Origin of the sequence: Arthrobacter sp. SAFR-044 (assembly GCF_051965175.1) — a bacterium.
GTDB lineage: Bacteria > Actinomycetota > Actinomycetes > Actinomycetales > Micrococcaceae > Arthrobacter.
Map to the genome: position 1 here is coordinate 1 of NZ_JBQCMK010000018.1, position 20,543 is coordinate 20,543.

The window sequence follows — 20,543 nt, forward strand, 5'->3', positions numbered from 1 at the left end:
CACATTCATCCCCCCACCCCACATCGACCCCACCCAAACACCCCAACAAAACCACTACTTCAAACCACCCCCACCACTCCACCAACGACAATGAAATGTCCGCGGAGGCCTGCTTCCTTGGTGGCGGCCCGACGGTCCCCTGCGGTCAGACATGAGTTCATTCGCACCAGAGGGCCCCTGTAATTGACCGCACCAGAGGGGCGCCGTGATTGACGTAAAGCGGAAGTCGAGGATCTACGGGCCGGGGCGTTGCGGTGATGCCGGGATCAAGGGCCATCAGCTTGCCGGTGAACGGCGCCACCGGGGTGCTGCCGCCGCACTCCCTCCACCGTGCGGCGCCCGACCACCACAGTCCCGCCCAGTTCTTCCGCCCGCACTGTGCGCACAGTGAACCCGGCTGCGGCCAGGATTTCGGAGGTGCCCCCGGCCTGTCGCTCGCTGGTCTCGATGAGTAGATGACCGGAGGGAGCCAGCCACTTCATGGCGTCGACAACAATCCGCCGATGAAAGTCCAGCCCATCGGACCCGCCGTCCAATGAAACGACCGGCTCATACAGCCGAGCTTCCGGCGGCATCATTCCGATGGCCTCGGTGGGTACATAAGGAGCGTTGACGGCGAGCACCCGGACCTGGCCTTGCAGCGCGGGCGGGAGGGCCGCAAACAGGTCACCCGCATGAACGTGGCCGCCCAGCGGTTCCAGGTTCCGCCGGGCGCACCTCACGGCAGCAGGCTCGATATCCGCCGCGTGCAGCTCCACCTGCGGGGCATGGCGAAGAATTGCAGCCCCGACCGCCCCCGAGCCGCAGCACAGGTCCACCACAACCGGGGAGACCGGCAGTAAATGGTTCTGCAACAAGACAAGGGCCTGGTTGACCAGCAGCTCCGTGCGGCGCCGGGGTACGAAAACCCCGGGCTCAACCAAAACCCGGCCGCCGGCAAACTCTGCCCAGCCCAGGACCTGCTCCAGGGGGACGCCCTCCATCCGGCGCTGGACATTCCGGGAGAGTTCAGAGGGGCCGGAGTCCTCAGCCAGCAGAAGCCGGGCTTCCTCTTCGGCGAAAACACAGCCTACAGACCGCAACTGGGAGACGATCCGGTCGAAACCCAGCGGCGGGGACTGGCCATGGACATCCCGTAGTCCAGCAGGAAGCGGAGCAGCGCCTTCCGGGCAGCCGACGGGCACCTTCACGCCGGCTAGGCCCGGATCTCCGAAGAACGTCGGAAGGCCTTCGAAATGAATGAAACCATAACCACGACGCATCTCCCTTCCGCACTGCCGGAAATCCCATGCTAATCAGTGGCCCGGTACCGTCAACAGGGCCAAGTGTTGGCAGGATTGGACCATGACCAACGGGGCAGCCATCAGCAATGCAACCAGCAACATCATTTGGGTCGGTACGTACACCGCGGATGGCGGCGGCCGCGCGGACGGCATCGGCGCTGTCCGTGAGCACCCGGACGGCAGCCTCGAATGGTTAGGGACGGCAGTCGAGGCGCAATCGCCGTCGTTCGTTGCTGTCCACCCAACACTTCCCGTGGTGTACGCGGCGGCCGAGCAGCGCGGGAAAGTCAAGGCATACCGCCGCCACGGCGAAGCCGCCTTGGAACCCTACGGGAATCCGCAGCCTGCCGGCGAGGCCACCTGCCATGTCGCCGTCGACCCCCACGGCCGCTTTGTCACCGCGGCGTGCTGGGGCGACGGGCAGGTCCTCCTTTACGAGCTGGATTCCGACGGCGGCATGACCGGGCGGTTCCCCGCCGCGCCCTCGGTTGATCCCCACGCCGCCCTTTCTCCCGGTGCCCCGAGGCAAAGCCGGGCCCATGCCAGCCTGGTGCTCCAGGATGGCCGCATCATGACCACGGACCTGGGCCATGACACCCTCCGCATTTGGAACTACCAGCCGGGCGCGGGACTGGTGGCCGACCACGAGGTGGTCCTCCCCGCCGCCAGCGGCCCGCGGCACATGGTGGAACACCCAAGCGGGAACGTCTTCATCGTGTCGGAATACTCGGTGGAGGTGTTCGTGGTCCGGCCCGAGGCAGGCACCTTCGAGTTGGTATTCCGGGGACCCGCAACCGTCGGCGGAAGCCAGGAAGGCGATTCTGCCGCTGAAATCTGCCTCGGCCTCCAGGGGAACTTCGCCTACGCCGGCGTCCGCGGCTCGAACCTCATCAGTGTCCTGGAAGTTGGCGGGGAAGGTACGGAGCTCATTCCTGTCAAGGACTTTGACAGCGGCGGGAACTGGCCGCGGCATCACCTGCTCCGTGAAAACTGGCTCCACGTGGCCCACGAACGCTCGGACAACATCACCACGTTTGACTTGGACCCCATCACCGGCCTCCCAGGACCGGCACTGCACAACCTGCAGACCCCGTCACCCACCGCATTGGTGGCCGCCGACTAGCAGGACCCTCCCGCAGAACTTCCCAGTACGCTGCGTTCCCTAAACACTGGAGTAATCCAGTGCAAGCGCTTACAGTTGTGACTTGATTCACATGGACAGCATGCTGTCTTTTGGAATCCTCCTGCCGCATCCCCATGTCAACGGCATGCCTGTACAGCAGCGCTGCTTCCCAGGAAGGTCTCACCCTTGTTATTCCGCACCCCTCCCGGCGCACCCCCACGCGCCAAACTGCCGGCAAGCCCGGCAGGAACACAACCCCCCGCCGCTGGCCTACCCACCGGCAGGCGACTCGCAGCCACGTCGGCCGCCGGCCTCCTGGCCGCCGCCGTTGCCGTTTCCGCGGCAGTCCTTCCTGCCCACGGCGCTCCTGGTTCCGACGATCCGGGCTTGAAGGATGCCCGCGGCAAGGGCCAGGCATCCGCATCGGCCCTCCATTCGCTCCGTGGTCCCGTGACGGATGAGAACTTCTACTTCGTCATGGCGGACCGGTTCAGCAACGGCAGCACCGCCAATGACCAGGGCGGGCTGGGCCCAGACCCCATGGTCTCCGGCTTTGATCCCACAAAGAAGGGCTTCTACAACGGCGGCGACCTCGCAGGCCTGCGCAGCAAGATCGACTACATCCAGGGCCTGGGCACCACGTCGATCTGGCTGACCCCCAGCTTCAAGAACAAGGCAGTCCAGCCCGAGGACAAGTCAGCCGGCTACCACGGCTACTGGGTCACCGACTTCACCCAGATCGATCCGCACCTGGGCACCAATGACGAACTCAAGGCCCTCATCAACGAAGCCCACGCCCGCGGCATGAAGGTGTACTTCGACATCATCACCAACCACACGGCGGACGTCATCGGCTACCAGGAAGGGGACCGCAAGGGCTACGTCTCCAAGGACGCCGTCCCGTACAGGACGGCCTCCGGCGAAGCATTCGATGACCGCGACTACGCCGGAACCGGAACCTTCCCCCAACTGGACGCCAACACCTCATTCCCCTACAAACCCGTCCTGGCTCCCGGCGAAGAGAACCTCAAAGTGCCGGCTTGGCTGAACGACCCCACGCTGTACCACAACCGGGGCGACACCACCTTCACCGGCGAGGACTCCATGTACGGGGACTTCTTCGGCCTGGATGACCTCTTCACCGAAAATCCCAAAGTGGTGCACGGCATGGAAGACATCTACGAGTCGTGGATCGGCGACTTCGGCGTGGACGGCTTCCGGATCGACACCATGAAGCATGTCAACAACGAGTTCTGGCAGGAATTCGGTCCCAACGTCCTCAGCTACGCCAAGGAGCATGGCAAGGACGAGTTCTTCATGTTCGGCGAGGTCTTCGACACCAGCAAGAGCTTCACCTCGCAGTTCACCACCCGCAACAAGATGCAGGCAGTCCTGGACTTCCCCTTCCAGGACGCGGCCCGCAACTTCGCCTCCAAGAGCCAGGACGCCACGGCGCTGCAAACCTTCTTCGCCGGCGACGACTGGTACACCGACGCCGACTCCAACGTCTACGAACTGCCCACCTTCCTGGGCAACCACGACATGGGCCGCATCGGCAGCTTCATCAGCCAGGACAACCCCGCCGCCAGCGACGCCGAGAAGGTATCCCGTGACGAACTGGCCCACGAGCTGATGTACTTCTCCCGCGGCAACCCGGTGGTCTACTACGGCGACGAGCAGGGCTTCACCGGGCCGGGCGGTGACCAGGACGCACGCCAGACACTCTTCGCCAGCAAGGTGCCGGAGTACCTCGACGACGACCTGCTGGGCACGGACGCCACCCACGCCACGGACAACTTCAACCAAGGCCACCCGCTGTACGCCAAGATCCACGAACTGGCAGCCCTTACCAAGGAACACCCGGCGCTGCGGAACGGCGCCCACCAGCACCGCTACGCCTCGGACGGACCGGGGATCTACGCCTTCTCCCGCACCGATGCGCAGGACCAGCGCGAATACGTGGTGGCCCTGAACAACAGCGCCCAGCCACAGACGGCGGCAATCCCCACCTACATTGCCAAGCGCAGCTACACGCGGATCTACGGCGAAGGGGCCGACGAGGCCAAAACCTCGGAAGACGCCAAGCTGACGGTGACCGTGCCGCCGCTCTCCGCCGTCGTCTACGAATCCTCGGGGCGGATCCCGCACTCAAAGGCTGCACCCGCCGTCGCCCTCCAGCAGCCGGCTCCAGCGCAAAGTGACAACGGGCGCATCAACGTAACGGCCGACGTCGACGGTACTTCGTTCTACGAGGTCACCTTCGAAGCAAGGACGGCAGGCGGCGCATGGCAGCAGATCGGCACGGACGACACTGCTCCGTACCAGGTGTTCCACGACGTCGCGGCACTGGACGCCGGCACGCCCCTGGAGTACCGCGCCACCGTGCTGGACAACGGCGGGCACACCGCCACCAGCCGGAGCCGTTCGGCAAGCGTCCCCGCGCCCGTCCTGGCCCTGCAGAAGCCGGCCGAGGGCAGCAGCGTGGAAGGCAAGGTGGAACTAAGTGCCACCGCCGATCCGGAGAAGGCCAGCTATGTGGTGTCCTTTGAGCGGAGCGTGAACGGCGGGGAGTGGACGGCGGTGGGGACCGATTCGTCGTCGCCCGTGTACTCGGCAACCGATGATATCTCCGCCCTGGCTGATGGCACCAAGGTCCAGTACCGGGCCGCCATGACCGGCACGGGCTTCAGCGTCACCAGCGGCATCAGGACCGTCACGGTAGGCCAGGCGCCGCAGCCTGACTCGGTCACGGTGGCCGGATCACTGAACCAGGCCATGGGCTGCACGGCGCAGTGGGATCCGGCCTGCCCGCAGGCAAAGATGGTCCTGGACCCGGCGGACCGCATATGGCGGCTGACCGCGAACCTGCCGGCCGGGAAATATGAGTACAAGGCCGCGCTCAACGGCAGCTGGGACGAAAACTACGGTGCCGACGGCCAGCTGAATGGCCAGAACATCGTGCTGGACCACCCCGGTGGCCGGGTCACCTTCAGGTACGACAACAGCACGCACCTTCTCAGCGCCGTCTACGCGTCACAGCAGCCATCTGCCGTGGCAGCGGCCGGAAGCATGGACAGCGAGCTTGGCTGCGCCTCGGACTGGGAACCGTCCTGCGCCCAGGCGCAGTTGGTGCTGGACCCTGCAGACCTCGTCTGGAAGCTCACTGTGCCGGACCTGCCGGCGGGAAGCTATGAGTTCAAAGCGGCCCTGAATAAATCCTGGGAAGTCAGTTACGGGGCCGGCGGGGCAACGCCTGGGGCCAACATCGTGTTTGAGCACGACGGCGGCCCGGTCACCTTCCGGTACAACCACTTTACGCACGTGATCACTGCAGGCTAGGCCTGCGGAACAAACACCAGGGCCCCGCCGCTTAAGGAAGCGGCGGGGCCATGGTGCTTAACCAGCTGTTCAGGACCCGTGTATGGCCCCCTCCACCGCGGCGAGCAGTGCGTTGAAACGCTTATTGGCGGGAAGGTCGTCCAGGTAGACGGGCCTGCCGTCCGGGCCGCCCAGCGGAACCTGCCAGTTGGGGTACAGCGCCTCGGTGGTTCCCGGCTGGTTCTGGACCCGTCGCTCCCCCACCGCGTCCACCAGCGCCACCCCCAGCAGCACTGACGGCGCCTGGGCCAGCAGGAGGTGCAGCGCCTCGATGGTGTGCTCCTCCGCCGACTGTGCACCGGCCCCGCCAGCAGTCCCCTCGGAGAGGTACCCGCGTTCGCGCAGCAGGGCAAACATCTTCTCCAGCGACGCGTTGTGCTCGGCGCGTTCCTCCTGTTCGGACCGCTCCAGCAGGCCCAGCCGGCTGCGCAGACCCACGTGGTCTCCGGCCAGGTAGCCGGCCGTGGGCGGGAGGTCGTGGGTGTTCACGCTGGCGAGCGCCTGCATTCGGTACTTCTCCGGCGCAAGGGGTGAATCGCCGTCGTACTCAAACCAGAGGATGGAGGTGCCCAGGATGCCACGGGCGGCGAGGTAGTCACGCACCCAGGGCTCGAAGGTGCCCAGGTCCTCCCCGATGACCACGGCCCCGGCGCGGTGGGCTTCCAAGGCGAGGATTCCGATCAGGGCCTCATGGTCGTACCGGACATAGGCACCGTCCCCGGGGGCGTTCCCCATGGGGATCCACCACAGCCGGAACAGGCCAAGGATGTGGTCCACGCGGATGCCGCCGGCATGCCGGAGCACGTTGGCCAGCATGTTGCGGAACGGTTCATAGCCGGCCTCGGCCAGGCGCGCCGGGTGCCAGGGCGGCTGGCCCCAGTCCTGGCCCTGCTGGTTGTACATATCCGGCGGCGCGCCAACGCTGGTGTTCGGGGCCAGTACACCGCCCAGCGTCCACGCGTCGGCACTGCTGTGGTCCACGCCGACGGCGAGGTCGTGCACCACGCCCAGCCGCATGCCGGAGTGGAGCGCCGCCTGCTGGGCGTTTTCCAACTGCTCGTCACAGATCCACTGCAGCCAGCGGTGGAACCCGATCCGGTCCGCCAGCTTCTCACGCAGCGCCTCCGCCTCCGGTCTACCGATGGCGTAGGCCGGATCCGTCCACAGGGCATCGCCCGGCGGCAGGTCCTCGCGGATGGCGGACCACAGCGCAAAATCGTCCAGGCCGCTGCCGGAGATGCGGCAGAATTCATCGAACGCTGCCTGCCGGGAGGGCGAGCGCCGCGTGTGGTACAGCATCTCCAGTGCTTGCAGCTTGGCTGCGAAGACGGCGTCCCGGTCCAGCCGTTCGCCTTCCTTGTTCAGTCCTGCCACTTCCTCGTGCAGCTTTTCCAGCGCCGCACGTTTCCGGGGCCGGAGGTACGCCAGCTCGGGGATGGCCTCCACGCGGATGTACAGGGGGTTGAAGAACCGGCGGGTGGAGGGCGAGTAGGGCGAGGGCTGGACGGGCGGAACGGGCTCGGCGGCGTGCAGCGGGTTGACCAGTACGTAGTCGGCACCTCGGGCGCCGCTGATCGCCGCCAGGTCCGCCAGGTCGGCAAAGTCCCCGATGCCCCAGGACCGCTTCGACCGGAGCGAATACAGCTGCGTGGCCAGCCCCCAGCCGCGGCGCTCCTCCAGTGGCTTGGCGGTGCCCAGCCGGGCGGGCGTAACCACCAGGACGGCAGTGGCCGTGGCACCCTCCGACTCTGCCTGCAGGGTGTGCCAGCCCAATGGCAGGTCCTCGGGAAGGGAGAACGTGGCACGTCCGGTGGAGACGCCGTCGACCTCCCTGGGCTCGATCCAGAGGTCCTGCTGGGCTGCTTCCCGCGATCCCGCTCCGCCTTCAAGGATGATGCTCAAGCTCGCGGTGGCACCGTCCCGTACGTGGACCGGCACCTGCGCCGGTTCGCCCTCCTTGACGACGACGGCGGGCGGCAGCATCCGGCGCCAGGGCGCCAGTTCCACCTCGGCCAGGGCGGCCTCGATCTGCTGGTTGGTGTGCGCCTGCACTCCCAGCGCCGCCAGCACCTTGATCAGCGTCGGCTCGGCGACGGAGTGGGGAAGGCCGTCCCAGCCCTGGAAGGACGTGCCCACGCCATGCGCGTCGGCCAGCTGCTGCAGCAGGTGCGGATCCACCGGCCCCGTGGCATCGGCTGGAGGGCCTGCGGGAATCGGTGGCCGTGCTGCGTGCTGCTGGTCTGAAGCCGTCATGGGTGTCCGCCTCGTCTGTGATGGTCCCGGAACTTACAGTGCTGCCTGTCGTGCCGGGCGCTCACACCCCAGTGCACAACCGTTGGTTCAGATTATTGCAGGGCGGCGCGGAGGCGAAACCCACGCCGCAGCCAGGCGCGTCAAGACGGGCTTAAGGTGTGGATCCTGGCTGCTACGGATGGAAGTGCGGGGTCACGCTCCATCGCTTACGCGGCCCGGCTGCTCGCCACAAAACGTCATCCCGGCGGTCCCGGTTACTCCATGCGACGAAAAGCGAAGGACTAAAACACGAATCTGCGGCTGCCTGCCGAATCTGTGTAGCGTCGTGACCGATCCAGGGCACGGCAACTGAGTGGAGGAGACCGGAGATGAGCCTTAGCGAGCTGCGGGTGTTCGGACGGTCGGGTACTCCCATCAGTCCCCTCACCCTTGGGACCATGAATTTCGGCGAGGGGACCGGCAATGGCCAGGGCGCCCCCACGGGGGCTGATGAGGGCATCCGCATCATCCATGCAGCACTGGACGCCGGCATCACCGCGATTGATACCGCGGACGTCTACTCGCAAGGTGAATCGGAGCAGGTGGTGGGCCGTGCGCTGCGCGGCCGCCGGGATGACGTCTTCCTGGCCACCAAGTTCCACGGCCAGATGAGCCCCAACCCGGCGCACTCCGGAAACTCCCGGCGCTGGATCACCCAGGCGGTGGAGGGCAGCCTCCGCCGGCTGCAGACGGACCGCATCGACCTCTACCAGGCGCACCGGCCGGACTACAACACGGACGTCCTGGAAACCATCACAACCCTGAATGACCTGATCCGCCAGGGCAAGATCCTGTACTACGGCACCTCGGTGTTCACGCCGGCACAGCTTGTGGAGGCGCAGTGGCTGGCCACCACCAACCACCTGGTCCCGCCGCTGGGCAACCAGGTTCCGTACTCCATGCTGGTCCGCGGCAACGAACGCGATGTGCTGCCCATCGCCCAGCAGTACGGGCTGGGTGTCCTTGCCTACGGCCCGTTGGCGGGCGGCTGGCTTTCGGGCAGCTTCGTCCTGGAATCGGGCAGGCCGCCCACCCGGGTCCACACGCTTCCCGGCCGGTACGACCTGTCCGGGCCATCCAGCGAGCGCAAGCTGCTCGCCGCAGACTCGCTGGCCCGCCTGGCTGACAAGCTGGAGATGTCACTGGTGGACCTGGCCGTTGGGTTCGCCCTGGCCCACCCCGCCATCAGCAGCGTGATCATCGGCCCGCGCAGCGAGGAACATCTCCAGGCGTACCTGCGCGCGGCGGACGTCCGGCTGGGCGAATCGGTGCTGGATGCCATCGACGACCTGGTGCCCCCGGGAACCAACTTCGTGGAGCGGGACGCGGGCGCCATCGTGCCGTCCATCGAGTTCGCGGAATTACGACGCCGGTAACCGGCTTTCCGGGGCCTGATGCCACAATGCCGCGGAACCGGGGCACGGCGGAAGGCACCTGCCTATGATGGCCGGGATGGAAACGCTGTTCACGATCGGCCACGGCACCGCCTCCCAGGAGGACTTCACAGCGCTGCTGCAGACCGCGGGGGTGACGTCGCTGGTGGATGTGCGGATCGGGCCGGGCAGCCGCAAGCATCCGCATTTCGGCAAGGACCAATTGGCCGTGTGGCTTCCGGAGGCTGGCATCGGCTACCGCTGGGAGAAGCGGCTGGGCGGCTTCCGCAAGCTGCTCCCGGACTCTCCGGATACGGCCCTTCGCAATGAGTCATTCCGCGCATACGCCGGCTATATGCGCAGCGATGACTTCCTGACGGCCGCCGCTGAGCTGGTGGCCGCTTCCCAAGCGGCACGGACCGCCATTATGTGCAGTGAAACCCTGTGGTGGCGCTGCCACCGCCGCCTCATCTCGGACCACTGCGTCCTGCTGGCCAGCCTGCCCGTTGAACACCTGATGCCGCCCGCCAAGGCAGTTCCGCACGTTCCCACCAAAGGCGTACGGGTATTGGGGAATGAGCTGCGCTACGACGTCCTGGAATGAGGGCAGCCTGGGCCGTTGAAACTATTGACTAACCGGTAGAAGGCTCCTACGGTCGATACCGTCACCGCCTCCCAGGGAAACAGGGGCCCGCCATGCCAATGTCCGATGAGGAGCGACGCCTGCTCAAGGAGCTCGAACTGGGGCTGATCGCGGACGATCCCCATCTGGCCATGGAGTTGCTGTCCGGCTACCCGGCGCGCCGTTTCCCCGCAGGCCTGTTGCCGGGGATGGTGTCGGCGCTGATCGGCATAGTGCTTATCGTCGCCGGGGCCGGGATCCCCGCTCCGGGTGCGGTAGTGCTGGGGATCCTGCTGCTGGGGCTGGGCGCCTGCCTGCTGCTGGGCCCCACGGTCCTGGCCCGGAGTGCTGGGCGGCAGCGCACCGGCTGATCCCGCAGCGGTTCCTGCCCCAGTGCGTTATCTATGCCGTTGCCTTCATTGCTTTGTCGGGCGTGGTCCTGGCATTGCCGCCGCCAGCCCTGGAGTTCCTTTTGGTTCTGCTGCCGGGCGGGTGCGTGGGGTTAGGATGAACAGGCTGGCCAGAACGACGGCGGCGCCAAGCCAGCCGAGTGCCGGAAGCCTTTCGCCCACCACGAGTACCGCCAGGACGGCAGCCACCACGGTTTCCAGCAGGGAGATGCTGGTGGCCGTGCTCGCCCCCACCCGGGCCAGGCCCCAGCCGAACAGGAGGTACCCGGCAAACATCGGCACCACTGCCATGTAGGCACCCACGCCCGCGTAGCCCCAGGACTCCAAAAGCGGGCCGCCCGTCAGGGCGAGGACAGGCATCAGGAGGAGCCCGCCCAGCCCGAAGATGCTTCCCATGGCCGCCCTGGGGGTGACCCCTTGACCGGTGAGGCGGTGTGCCGCCCAGGAATACAGGGCATACGTGGTGCCGGCCAGCAGCCCAAGGAGGATTCCCACCGTTGAACCCCAATCCGTGAACGCTCCCGCAGCCGCCGGCGCAGCTGCGGGAGAAACTGATCCTGCCGGGGCGTGACCGGCTAAGGACAGCAGCGCGGAGCCGCTGACTCCCAGCAGGGCGCCAAGAATCCATCGCCGGCTCAGCGGCTTCCTGTCCGCGAAGCGTTCGATGAGGGCTGCGGCGACGGGGGCCGAGCCGATCGAGACGACGGTTCCCACTGCCACGCCGGAGAGGTGCATGGAGCTGTAGAAGGCCAGCGGGTAGGTGGCCACCGCCGCGGCACCGAGCGACAGCAGGCGCCACCGTTCGAGCAGGCTGCCTGACTGGACGGCGATGTGCCGTGCGGCGAAGAGGGCCTGCAGCAGGCCGCCCAAGCCCATTGCGACGGCGCCAATCGCCAGTGGACTCACGGCGGGGGCAAAGGTGGCTGCGGTCCCGGTGGTACCCCAAAGGACGGAGGCAGCCACAATGGACATCGCTCCCCACAGCTGTGCCTTGGGATGGCTGCGGCTGGTGTTCATAGGGCGTCCAGCAGCTGTCCGGCGATGCGGCCGGCTTCCTTCAGCGGGCCGTCGTAGCCTTCCAGGCCGGCCCTGGCCATGGCGCCTTCGAGCAGGAACGCCAGGTGCGCAGCGATTGCGGGGGCCTGTTCTTTCCGGCCCGGCAACAACCCCGCCACGTGCCGCGCGAGGAGTTCCTGCACTTCTTCCTTGTGGCGGCGCACAGCGTCCCTGCCAGGGTCCCCGGCCGGCAGTTCCGCCGCGGCGTTGAGCAGGCCGCAGCCCCGGAAGCCGTGCTCGTAAGCGAAGTTGGCGTGGTCCAGATAGGCATCGAAGACCGCCAGGACCTGGCCACGCGGTGTCGTCGCCGTTTCCAGCCGCTTGCGGTAGAGCCTCAGCCATTCCTCGTGGCGGGCCTCCAGATATGCAGCCACCAGGTCCGCTTTGGAACTGAAGTTGTTGTAGAGGCTCTTCTTGGCCACTCCAGCCTCGGCAGTGATGGTGTCGATCCCGGTGGCGGCGACACCATTCGCATAGAAAAGGCGCGCTGCAGCCTCGAGCAGGAGCTCGCGGGCGGGAGGCCGCGCAGGGCTCGAGCGGGAAGGGGTCGAGAGGCCTGAAGCAGCCATGGGCACTCCTCGCAAAGGTGGTAGGTAGACCAGTCTACCTACCACCCACATTTCAAGGAAAGTCCTCAGGCGGAGCGGAGAGCGTCCAGGGAAGACACGGGTCTTGCCTGCGCCATCGGTTCACCTGCCTCGAGCTGCCGGACCACCGATTCCACGAGGACATCGAGAGGCTGCGTGATGTCGGCAAGAACGTGGGCTTCGCCCTCCTCCAGGTCCTCCAGCGCGGCGAACTGCGAGTCCAGCAGCGTGCGCGGCATGAATTCGTGGGCGCGGGCGTCCATCCGCACCCCGATGGTTTCCGCGCTGCCGGCGAGGTGGACGAACACCAGGTCCGGCGCGTAGCCGCGCAGCAGGTCACGGTACCGGCGCTTGAGCGCGGAGCAGGCGACAATCGGCGGCACTGCTGGCCCGCCGTCGTCCGTTCCTGCAAGCAGGCCGGTCTCTCCTGCAAGCACGCCGTTTTGTTCCGCAGGCAACACACCCTGTCCTGCAAGCAGCCCGCCCAGGACGGCGAGCCATGGTTCCCGGTCGCTGTCGGTCAGCGGAATCCCGGCGCCCATCTTTTCCTTGTTGCCGGCCGGGTGGAAGTCGTCGCCGTCGAAGAACGGCTTGCCCAGGCGCCGGCCCAGGAGGGCACCAACGGTGGACTTGCCGCAGCCGGAGACTCCCATCACCACCAGCGGAGGCAGGTGCCCGCTCATTGGGCCTGCCCCGCATCGCCGAAGGAGAGGAGCACCTTGCCGGAGCTCGTGGAGTCCCTGGCTACTTCGAAGGCGTGGAGCGCGTCGGCCAGCGGGAATTCGTGCGTGATGACGGGCTCGATGTGCAGGGTCCCGTCGGCCAGGGCAGTGATGACGTCGTCGATTTCATCGTTGAAGCGGAAGGAGCCCAGCAGTTGAAGTTCGCGGGTGATGGCCAGGGAGATGGGCACCGGCTGCATGCCGGTGGGCAGCAGCCCCACCATCACCACGGTGCCGCCGCGCACCGCGCCGCGGATGGCCGAGGCCAGCCCGTGGTGGTTGCCGGAGGATTCGATCACGACGTCGGCCTCCACGGTGGCGATGGCTTCGGTGTCCGCGGCGTTGATCACCTGGTCGGCGCCCACGGCCGTGGCGATCTCCAGCGGTTTGGGATGGAGGTCGACGGCGGTAATCCGCGCGGCGCCGGCACGCTTCAGGACGGCGACGGCGAGGGCACCGATGGGGCCGGAGCCGATGACCAGCGCAGTTTTGCCGCGGACATCCCCGGCCCTGGACACTGCGTGCCAGGCGACGGACGCGGGTTCGATCAGTGCCGCGGTGCGCAGGTCGATGCTGTCCGGAAGCGGGCGGAGCATCCGGACAGGCAGCGTGACGTAACGGCTGAATGCACCATCCTTGTGCGGGTAGCGGGCGGCGCTGCCAAGGTACGTGCAGCCCGGCGACAGGTTGGGCCGGTCCGCCGGGTAGCGCGCGGCGCCGGGACCGGGCGTTGCGGGGTGGACGGCGACGGCGGTCCCTGCCTGCGGACCGGAGCCATCCGCCGCTGCGCGCACCACCACGCCGGAGATTTCGTGGCCCAGGACCAGCGGCGCCTTGAGGATGGACTCCCCCGCCGCACCGTGCAGCCAGTAGTGCAGGTCCGAGCCGCAGATCCCGCCGTAGAGGACCTCAACCACCGCTTCGTCAGGTGCGGGCTTGGGCAGCGGGACCTCGTCGATCCGCAGGTCGCCCGCGGCATGGGCCACCAGCGCCGGCCCGGTGGCGGGCAATGCGATATCAAGGGACGTTGCCATCAGACCACCACCGTCATTCCGCCATCGATGAAGATGGTCTGTCCGTTCACGAAGTTGGAGCCGTCCGAGGCCAGCCACACCACCGGACCGGCCAGGTCCTCCACGGTGCCCCAGCGGTGGGCCGGCGTCCTGCCGAGGATCCAGGAGTTGAACTCCTCGTCATCCACCAGGTTCTGGGTCATTTCGGTGTGGATGTAGCCCGGTGCAACGGCGTTGATCTGCAGCCCTGACGCTGCCCATTCGGCGGTCATGGCGCGGGTGAGGTTCCGCAGGCCACCCTTCGCGGCGATGTACGGGGCGATGGTGGGACGGGCAAGGTCGGCCTGCACGGAGCAGATGTTGATGATCTTGCCCCGGCCCCGGCCGATCATGTGCCGGGCGGCTTCGCGGCCCACCAGGAAGGCGCTGGTGAGGTCAGTGGAGAGGACGCGTTCCCAGTCGGCCACGTCCAGGTCCAGCATGGGGACCCGGTGCTGGATGCCGGCGTTGTTCACCAGGATTTCCAGCGGACCCACGTTGTCCTCGATCCAGCGGATGCTGCGGGCGGCAGCACCGTCGTCGGTCACATCGAAGGCGATGCTGTGGATCCGGCCCGGCGGGAACTCCGCCGCCATGGCAGCCGCTGCATCCTTGAGACGTTCTTCGTTGACGCCGTTCAGCACCACCGTCGCCCCGGCGTCGGCCAGCGCTTTGGCAAGGGCCGAACCGATGCCCCTGCTCGAACCGGTGACCAGGGCTACGCGCCCCGTGAGATCAAAAAGCCCTGTCATATCCTGGCTACTTCCTCTTCATAGTCGTTTTGCATCAGATCCCGGCGGCGGCCGTTAGAACGGGCCCTGCTGGAAGGGCCCGTTCTGCACCAGGTTGGCCGGGGTTTGGCCGGCGGCCAGCGCCTCGAGCTGCTGCTTCAGGAGTTTCAGGATCCGGGGCTCAAAGGCCGAGGCGTTGCCGCCCACGTGCGGGGTGATGAGGGCGTTCTCCGCGGACCACAGCGGGTGGCCGGCGGGAAGCGGCTCCGGATCGACCACGTCGATGGCGCACTGGAGGCGGCCGGAGACCACTTCGCGGGTCAGGGCCTCGGTGCTGATGACGGCGCCGCGGCCCACGTTCACCACCAGGGCTCCGTCGGGCAGGGCGGCCAGGACGTCCCGGCCCACCAGATGGTGGGTGTTGTCATTCACGGGCAGGACGGAGACCAGGATGTCGTGGTCCGCGGCGAGGGCCACCAGTTCGTCCGGGCCATGGACCTGCCCGTCGGCGTCCGTGCGGGCCGTGCTTCCCACCCGGGTGATAGTGACTTCGAACGGTTCCAGGCGGCGGGCCAGTTCCTTGCCGATTCCGCCGATGCCCAGCAGCAGGACCTTGCGGTCGGCCAGGGACTGGCGGCGCTGCGGCTTCCAGCTTTCGACCTGTTGGTCCTTAACGGCCTGGTCGATGCCGCGCAGCTTGGCGAGCATGAGGCCAACGGCCAGTTCCGCGGTGGCAGCTGCATGGACGCCCGAGGCGTTTGCCACTGCGGCGCGCGGACCGGCGGCCTCGCAGACGCCGTCGTACCCTGTTGACTGCGTCTGCACAAACTTGAGGTCCGGGACCTTGCCCAGGGAACCCAGCACTGCCCCGGCATTGATGTAGGGCAGAATGACGCCGTCGATGCTGCCCAGGTCCCCACCGGGGGCTTCCTTCATGTCCCATACCACCCCGTGCAGGCCGCCGGGAAGCGGCGACAGGTCAGCCAGGAGCTGGGGGTCGGGAAAGCTGACGGTGTGCACGTGCTGCATTGGTGGGGACCTATCGGTTGGTGGTGGTTGAAGAGCGGGACGGGTGTCAGGCGGTGGGCTCGCGGCGGTCGAAGGTCAGGCCGCCCGGGACCTGGAAGGTGGGCATGAGTTCAAGCATGCCAACATTCACGTGCCGCGGCGTCTCAATGGCGTAATCAAGGGCGTTAACAATGTCGTCGGTAGTCAGCGATTCGTAGCCTTCGTAGTACGTCTTCCAGGCTTCTTCCATGGCCTCGGGGCTGCCGCCCAGGTTGCGGCCGAAGATTTCGGTTTCCACGCGGCCCGGGCAGATTTCGGTGACCCGGATGCGCTTGCCCACGGTGTCGTTGCGGAGCTGGCGGGAGATCTGGTGCACGGCGGCCTTGGTGGCGTGGTAGACCGTGTGGCCGTAGAAGTTGTAGACGCCGGCGATCGAGCTGATGTTCACCACGTGGCCCAGGTCGCGCTCCACCATGCCGGGCAGCACCAGCCGGGTGAGCTGCAGCAGCCCGCGGAGGTTCACGTCCACCAGCTCGTCGATGTCCTGCTCGGAGGAATCCAGGATGTTGCCGGGCCGGGACACACCCGCGCAGTTGACCAGGACGTCCACTTTCAGGTCATTGACGACGGCGGTCAGGGCGGCGGTGTCTGTCAGGTCCACCACGTGCGGGACGACTCCCGTACGGTCCGCCAGTTCAGCGAGGCGTTCCTCATTGCGGGCCACCGCGTGGACGGTGAGGCCGCGCTTGGCCAGCCGTTCGGCGATGGCGGCGCCCATGCCGGTGGATGCACCGGTGACGAGGGCGGTGGTGTAGTCGGAAAAAGGCATTGGTACTCCAAAAAGTGCGAATGGGCGGGCTCTTGCGTCCGGCAATGGGCTGGACGTAGTAGCCCCGGGTTGGCAGGGGTTAGGGATCGCGTAGCGGTTTGTGGGCGCGGTCCTTGGCGGTGGGAAAAGCATTCATGATGTTCAGGCTCCTGACGCTGGGCTGAGTTCGTACCAGCGCTGGCCGGCGCCGATCCCGAGGAGACCGAAGACTGTGTTGATGGTGTTCCGTAATTTGTCCAGTTCCAGGCAGGCTGTGCGGTGCATGGCTGTTGCTTCAGCGACGGTTGTCTTTCTGAAGGTGACGGTATGTCCAGGCCTGGCTTGGGCCAGGAGGTCCAGGGAGCGGCTTGTGACCACTGCCAGGACCGGGTAGCCCGCCGTGACGCCGCGTCCCCGGTGCAGCACCAGCAGTTCCTCCCGGGATGGGACCTCGATGGCTCCGACCGGAACGCCGCGGGAGAGCACTTCGGACGTGAGCTGGCGCTCGGGAAGGGCACCACCGAGCCGCAGTCCGATGTGGTTGCTGCGGGGGCTTACGGTGTACTGCGTGGTGAACAGCAAGTCGGCCGTGTCCCCGAATTCCGCCACGTCCGGCCCGTCGGTGACATCGATGACCGGGTTGGTGGTGAAGTCGGGTTTGGTGAGGCCCAGCCGGAACAGCGGCAGGCCAAAGTGTGGCTGGGTGATCGGCGCGGTGGTCTTCCGGGTTTCCAGGCGGAAGCCCTCCACGAGCTTCAACCCGAAGCCCACCACAGTGTCAGGGGCGCAGCTGACCAGCAGGCTGGGGACCGTGAAGGATCCGTGGACGGCGATGTAGGCCCGGAGACCGGTGCGGATTCCGCGGACAGTCACTGTTTCGCCAGCCCGGACAGATACCGGCTCCCATTGCGGGCATTCACGGCCGCCCACCGTGAGGTCCAGGGGTGCACCGGTGACCGCGATGAGCAGGTCGGTGGTGGCCCGCATCCGGAAGTCCAGCGCGGTGAGTTCCAGCAGGGGGTCGTTGTCTTCGTTGCCGGCAAGGATGTTCGCGGCTTTGGCGGAGTACTGGTCCAGGGCGCCGTTGACGGGGAGGCCGTAGGCGGGGCCCTTCGTCCGGCCGAGGTCGGTGACCACGGAGTGGCCAGGCTGCAGGATGATCAGTGACCCGGTCATGGCCTTGCCTCCAGGAACTGCCCGGCGAAGTTTCCGAAGTCCTCGGCGGGAATGCGGTAGAAGCGCAGTTCGTCGCCGGGAACGTAGGGCACCAGGGGTTCGCGTGCTGCGTCCAGGACCGTCAAGGGGGTCTGGCCGATGACGCACCAGCCACCCGGCGCCACTGCGGGCGCGATGACGGCCTGGCGTCCGGCCACGGATACGGCACCGGCGGGAACGGACAGCCGCGGGTCCTTGAGCCTGGGAACGGGGGCCGGGAAGTCCGGCCCGTCCATCATGGGCGATCCTGCCGGGGCCCCAAGGCAGCGGATGATGTAGGTTTTGGCCGTGTGCCTGGCGATGACGTCCTCAATGTCGAGGCCTTGGTGCTCTGCCACGCGGTCCAGGTCGGGCCCGTAGTCGCCGCCGTACACCACAGGCACTTCGAATTGGCGCGGTTCCCGCAGGGTGGTACCAACAAAGTCCAGTTGGCGCATTCCGAGGAGGACGAACGCCCGGACCTGGCGCGCTGAGGTGAGGTAGGGGTCGAATTCGACCAGGACGGAGTCGTAGGTGGGAACGGCGCCGTAAATGCCGTCGACGCCGGCGGTAGCCAACCAACCCGCAAGGGAGTGGACGGTGGACCAGTTCGCTTCCGCGTCACCGGACCGTGCCACCACGCGCAGGGCGGCGTCACCTGACTCGTAGATGTCCAGCGTTGTCCGGCTGGTCGTCGTTGTGGCGGCCATGGTCAGGAAACCCTCTGCTTTGCAGAGAGGACCTCTGCCAATGGGGCGATGGTGATGCCTGCGGCGATCAGTTCGCGGCGGATCAGGCGGGCCAGTTCGACGGCGCCCGGGTTGTCGCCGTGGAGCAGCACCGTGTCTGCCTGGATGGCGATGTCCCTGCCGGAGGCAGTCTCGATGAGGCCTTCGGTGACCATCCGCACGGTGCGCTGGACGATGACGGAGGGGTCGTGGATTACGGCGCCGGGCTCGCTGCGCGGCACCAGTGTCCCGTCATCCTGGTAGGCGCGGTCCGCGATGCCGACGATGGCCACCCGCAGGCCGCGCTCTACCGCCGCGGTGGCGAGTTCACCGTCCTGCGCCAGGATGATCAGCTTCGGGTCCACCCGGACGGCGGCATCGGCTACGGCTCCGGCATAGTCCGCCCGGGTTGCCACCAGGTTGCCCAGGCGGCCGTGCGGTGCCAGGTGGGAGACGGAACCGCCGTGGTAGGCGGCAAACGCCGACAGGGCTCCCAGCTGGTAGATGACGTCGGTGCGGACTTCGTCAGCTGTGAGGTCCATGGCCCGGCGGCCGAAGCCGCGGAGATCCGGGAAGCTCGGATGCGCACCGATGCCGACTCCCGTCCTGACACATTCAGCCACGGTGGCGTCCATAATGTCAGGGTCCCCTGCGTGGAAGCCGCAGGCGATGTTGGCGCTGGACACGATTTCCAGCAGGGCTTTGTCGTCACCCATCGAGTAGGCGCCAAAACCTTCACCAAGATCCGCTACGAGATCGACTGTGGGCATTACGGGCCTTCCTCTGCTGGTACTGCTGGTGTAAATCAGTGTGGCATCGGGATAGGAGCCACACAAAGACGAATGCGGTATCACGCTATAGGGAACAGTTATGACCTTCTCCGGGCGCTATGGCAGCCCAAAGAATGTACGGGGTCCTTATTTCGTGACTATAAGAATGATGCTTCCAATAAACCGTTTTCCTGCTTATGCGCAAAACATATGCCGCCATCAAAATCGGCGATGGCTGGGGCGGGGATAGAATGTTCTGGTCACTGGAAAGTCATCTGCAATTAACCTATGCCCGAGACTCGGATCACACAAAGACGTAATGCCTGTCCCGCCATAGCGCCAACGTATGACCCCGCATGCTGTATCGTCCCCGGCTGGAAAAGAGGAGCTCTATGGACACCCGGAAGCTGGCGTACTTCGTGAAGATCGTCGACTCAGGAAGCATCACGAAGGCGGCCGCCGCCCTCCACGTGGCCCAGCCGGCGCTGAGCCAGCAGGTGTCGGCCCTGGAAACGGAGCTGAAGCAGCGGCTCCTGATCCGGAGCAAGCAGGGCGTGGAGCCGACGGCGGCCGGCCATACCCTGTACCGGCACGCGCAGACCATCCTGCGGCTCGTGGAGCAGGCCAGGATCGATGTGGCAGCTTCAGGGGCGGCGCCTTCCGGCCGCGTATCCATAGCAATCGCCCCCTACAGCATGGCGTCCAGCTTGACCCCGAGGATTATCAGCGAGGTGGGGCGGCGCTACCCCGACATCGTGCTGCACCTGACCGAGATTTACGGCGGCGTGCTCAGTGAGGCCATCAAGAACGGGCGGCTGGACATGGCACTCATCTACGAGCCGGGGCCCATTCGCGGGGTGCAGTTCACCACCCTGATCGTCGAGGACCTGTACCTGATCGTGAACTCCCGGCGGGAGCTCCCGGTAGCGGCAGACGCGGACACGATCACCCTGGACGAGGTGGCCGACGTCGGGCTCTTCCTGCCGGAACAGATCCACACGCTGCGGCAGGTGGTTCAGGCGGGCATCGACAGCAGGGGCCTGAAGTTGAAGCTGGTGGGCGAGGTGGAATCGGTCCCCTCCCTCACCCGGCTGCTCCGTACGGACCTCGGAGCCACCATCCTGCCAAAGTCGGCTGCGGACGCCCTGTTCCACGAGGAGGACTTCCGGGTGCTGCGGATCGTTGAACCCGCGCTGCAGTGCAGGATCGCACTCTGCACTCCTGACCACGAGCCCTTGTCCGAAGCCGCGTCTGCCGTCCTGCTGGTACTCAAGGAAATGCTGCAGGAAATACTCCGGAGTAAATATTCCGCGCTCCCCACCACGCCGTTCACGGCATCATAAGCGTGCCTTATCAGGTCACTCTGCTTTAGTCTTATTCAGGTAATTCAGCAGGTCCTAGGATAA

Annotated in this window: 18 protein-coding genes; 6 read left to right on the forward strand and 12 right to left on the reverse strand. The window is 66.5% G+C overall.

Translation table 11 applies throughout. From position 1 onward, the window contains the following. Positions 1-266 precede the first annotated feature (266 nt). Positions 267-1,190 (reverse strand): putative protein N(5)-glutamine methyltransferase, encoded by a 924-nt coding sequence (locus tag ACTHQS_RS19635; protein WP_440172220.1) that lies wholly within the window; start codon positions 1,188-1,190, stop codon positions 267-269. 154 nt (positions 1,191-1,344) lie between these two features. On the opposite strand from ACTHQS_RS19635, the gene ACTHQS_RS19640 reads away from it, so the two are divergent. Both ACTHQS_RS19640 and ACTHQS_RS19645 read left to right on the forward strand, forming a co-directional pair. Continuing rightward, positions 1,345-2,406 carry a lactonase family protein gene (locus ACTHQS_RS19640; RefSeq protein WP_440172222.1) on the forward strand — a complete coding sequence of 354 codons (1,062 nt, stop codon included), beginning with the start codon at positions 1,345-1,347 and terminating at the stop codon, positions 2,404-2,406. 186 nt (positions 2,407-2,592) lie between these two features. Beyond that, a complete protein-coding gene (locus ACTHQS_RS19645) occupies positions 2,593-5,745 on the forward strand; it encodes an alpha-amylase family glycosyl hydrolase (RefSeq protein WP_440172224.1) in 3,153 nt (1,050 codons plus the stop codon). Between the two features lie 69 nt (positions 5,746-5,814). Here ACTHQS_RS19645 and malQ read toward each other — a convergent pair whose 3' ends face one another. Beyond that, positions 5,815-8,037: a 4-alpha-glucanotransferase gene (malQ, locus tag ACTHQS_RS19650; RefSeq protein ID WP_440172226.1), complete on the reverse strand. Its 2,223-nt coding sequence runs from the start codon at positions 8,035-8,037 to the stop codon at positions 5,815-5,817. 368 nt (positions 8,038-8,405) lie between these two features. On the opposite strand from malQ, the gene ACTHQS_RS19655 reads away from it, so the two are divergent. The 3 genes from ACTHQS_RS19655 to ACTHQS_RS19665 all read left to right on the forward strand — a co-directional run bounded on the left by ACTHQS_RS19655 (position 8,406) and on the right by ACTHQS_RS19665 (position 10,442). Next, a complete protein-coding gene (locus ACTHQS_RS19655) occupies positions 8,406-9,452 on the forward strand; it encodes an aldo/keto reductase (RefSeq protein WP_440172228.1) in 1,047 nt (348 codons plus the stop codon). A 76-nt stretch (positions 9,453-9,528) separates the two neighbouring features. After that, a complete protein-coding gene (locus ACTHQS_RS19660) occupies positions 9,529-10,053 on the forward strand; it encodes a DUF488 domain-containing protein (protein WP_440172230.1) in 525 nt (174 codons plus the stop codon). 92 nt (positions 10,054-10,145) lie between these two features. Then, positions 10,146-10,442 carry a DUF3040 domain-containing protein gene (locus ACTHQS_RS19665; protein WP_440172231.1) on the forward strand — a complete coding sequence of 99 codons (297 nt, stop codon included), beginning with the start codon at positions 10,146-10,148 and terminating at the stop codon, positions 10,440-10,442. Between the two features lie 45 nt (positions 10,443-10,487). Here the strand turns inward: ACTHQS_RS19665 and ACTHQS_RS19670 are convergent, their stop codons facing one another. The 10 genes from ACTHQS_RS19670 to ACTHQS_RS19715 form a co-directional block, all read right to left on the reverse strand. Beyond that, positions 10,488-11,498 (reverse strand): DMT family transporter, encoded by a 1,011-nt coding sequence (locus ACTHQS_RS19670; protein WP_440172233.1) that lies wholly within the window; start codon positions 11,496-11,498, stop codon positions 10,488-10,490. Next, a complete protein-coding gene (locus tag ACTHQS_RS19675; protein ID WP_440172235.1) occupies positions 11,495-12,106 on the reverse strand; it encodes a TetR/AcrR family transcriptional regulator in 612 nt (203 codons plus the stop codon). Before ACTHQS_RS19675 ends, ACTHQS_RS19670 begins: the two co-directional genes overlap by 4 nt. Before the next feature lie 65 nt (positions 12,107-12,171). Beyond that, entirely contained in the window at positions 12,172-12,807 is a 636-nt protein-coding gene (locus tag ACTHQS_RS19680; protein ID WP_440172236.1) for a gluconokinase, read from the reverse strand. Then, positions 12,804-13,880: an L-idonate 5-dehydrogenase gene (locus ACTHQS_RS19685; RefSeq protein ID WP_440172239.1), complete on the reverse strand. Its 1,077-nt coding sequence runs from the start codon at positions 13,878-13,880 to the stop codon at positions 12,804-12,806. The genes ACTHQS_RS19680 and ACTHQS_RS19685 overlap by 4 nt, the downstream gene beginning before the upstream one ends. Then, positions 13,880-14,650, reverse strand: a complete 771-nt coding sequence (locus ACTHQS_RS19690) for an SDR family oxidoreductase (protein ID WP_440172241.1) — start codon at positions 14,648-14,650, stop codon at positions 13,880-13,882. The genes ACTHQS_RS19685 and ACTHQS_RS19690 overlap by 1 nt, the downstream gene beginning before the upstream one ends. A 54-nt stretch (positions 14,651-14,704) precedes the next feature. Then, positions 14,705-15,658, reverse strand: a complete 954-nt coding sequence (locus ACTHQS_RS19695) for a 2-hydroxyacid dehydrogenase (protein WP_440172244.1) — start codon at positions 15,656-15,658, stop codon at positions 14,705-14,707. Between the two features lie 46 nt (positions 15,659-15,704). Further along, positions 15,705-16,466, reverse strand: a complete 762-nt coding sequence (locus tag ACTHQS_RS19700) for an SDR family oxidoreductase (protein ID WP_440172246.1) — start codon at positions 16,464-16,466, stop codon at positions 15,705-15,707. Positions 16,467-16,607: 141 nt separating this feature from the next. After that, positions 16,608-17,621, reverse strand: a complete 1,014-nt coding sequence (locus ACTHQS_RS19705) for a biotin-dependent carboxyltransferase family protein (RefSeq protein ID WP_440172248.1) — start codon at positions 17,619-17,621, stop codon at positions 16,608-16,610. Continuing rightward, positions 17,618-18,349 (reverse strand): 5-oxoprolinase subunit B family protein, encoded by a 732-nt coding sequence (locus ACTHQS_RS19710; protein ID WP_440172250.1) that lies wholly within the window; start codon positions 18,347-18,349, stop codon positions 17,618-17,620. The genes ACTHQS_RS19705 and ACTHQS_RS19710 overlap by 4 nt, the downstream gene beginning before the upstream one ends. Positions 18,350-18,351: 2 nt before the next feature. Next, positions 18,352-19,137: a LamB/YcsF family protein gene (locus ACTHQS_RS19715; protein WP_440172252.1), complete on the reverse strand. Its 786-nt coding sequence runs from the start codon at positions 19,135-19,137 to the stop codon at positions 18,352-18,354. Between the two features lie 392 nt (positions 19,138-19,529). On the opposite strand from ACTHQS_RS19715, the gene nac reads away from it, so the two are divergent. Next, positions 19,530-20,480, forward strand: a complete 951-nt coding sequence (nac, locus tag ACTHQS_RS19720) for a nitrogen assimilation transcriptional regulator NAC (RefSeq protein ID WP_440172254.1) — start codon at positions 19,530-19,532, stop codon at positions 20,478-20,480. Positions 20,481-20,543 lie beyond the last annotated feature (63 nt).

Coding starts and splice junctions, on each gene's coding strand:
- ACTHQS_RS19640 (WP_440172222.1), top strand. CDS start 1,345: ATGACCAACGGGGCAGCCATCAGCAATGCAACCAGCAACATCATTTGG.
- malQ (WP_440172226.1), bottom strand. CDS start 8,037: ATGACGGCTTCAGACCAGCAGCACGCAGCACGGCCACCGATTCCCGCA.
- ACTHQS_RS19655 (WP_440172228.1), top strand. CDS start 8,406: ATGAGCCTTAGCGAGCTGCGGGTGTTCGGACGGTCGGGTACTCCCATC.
- ACTHQS_RS19660 (WP_440172230.1), top strand. CDS start 9,529: ATGGAAACGCTGTTCACGATCGGCCACGGCACCGCCTCCCAGGAGGAC.
- ACTHQS_RS19665 (WP_440172231.1), top strand. CDS start 10,146: ATGCCAATGTCCGATGAGGAGCGACGCCTGCTCAAGGAGCTCGAACTG.
- ACTHQS_RS19670 (WP_440172233.1), bottom strand. CDS start 11,498: ATGAACACCAGCCGCAGCCATCCCAAGGCACAGCTGTGGGGAGCGATG.
- ACTHQS_RS19675 (WP_440172235.1), bottom strand. CDS start 12,106: ATGGCTGCTTCAGGCCTCTCGACCCCTTCCCGCTCGAGCCCTGCGCGG.
- ACTHQS_RS19680 (WP_440172236.1), bottom strand. CDS start 12,807: ATGAGCGGGCACCTGCCTCCGCTGGTGGTGATGGGAGTCTCCGGCTGC.
- ACTHQS_RS19685 (WP_440172239.1), bottom strand. CDS start 13,880: ATGGCAACGTCCCTTGATATCGCATTGCCCGCCACCGGGCCGGCGCTG.
- ACTHQS_RS19690 (WP_440172241.1), bottom strand. CDS start 14,650: ATGACAGGGCTTTTTGATCTCACGGGGCGCGTAGCCCTGGTCACCGGT.
- ACTHQS_RS19695 (WP_440172244.1), bottom strand. CDS start 15,658: ATGCAGCACGTGCACACCGTCAGCTTTCCCGACCCCCAGCTCCTGGCT.
- ACTHQS_RS19700 (WP_440172246.1), bottom strand. CDS start 16,466: ATGCCTTTTTCCGACTACACCACCGCCCTCGTCACCGGTGCATCCACC.
- ACTHQS_RS19705 (WP_440172248.1), bottom strand. CDS start 17,621: ATGACCGGGTCACTGATCATCCTGCAGCCTGGCCACTCCGTGGTCACC.
- ACTHQS_RS19710 (WP_440172250.1), bottom strand. CDS start 18,349: ATGGCCGCCACAACGACGACCAGCCGGACAACGCTGGACATCTACGAG.
- ACTHQS_RS19715 (WP_440172252.1), bottom strand. CDS start 19,137: ATGCCCACAGTCGATCTCGTAGCGGATCTTGGTGAAGGTTTTGGCGCC.
- nac (WP_440172254.1), top strand. CDS start 19,530: ATGGACACCCGGAAGCTGGCGTACTTCGTGAAGATCGTCGACTCAGGA.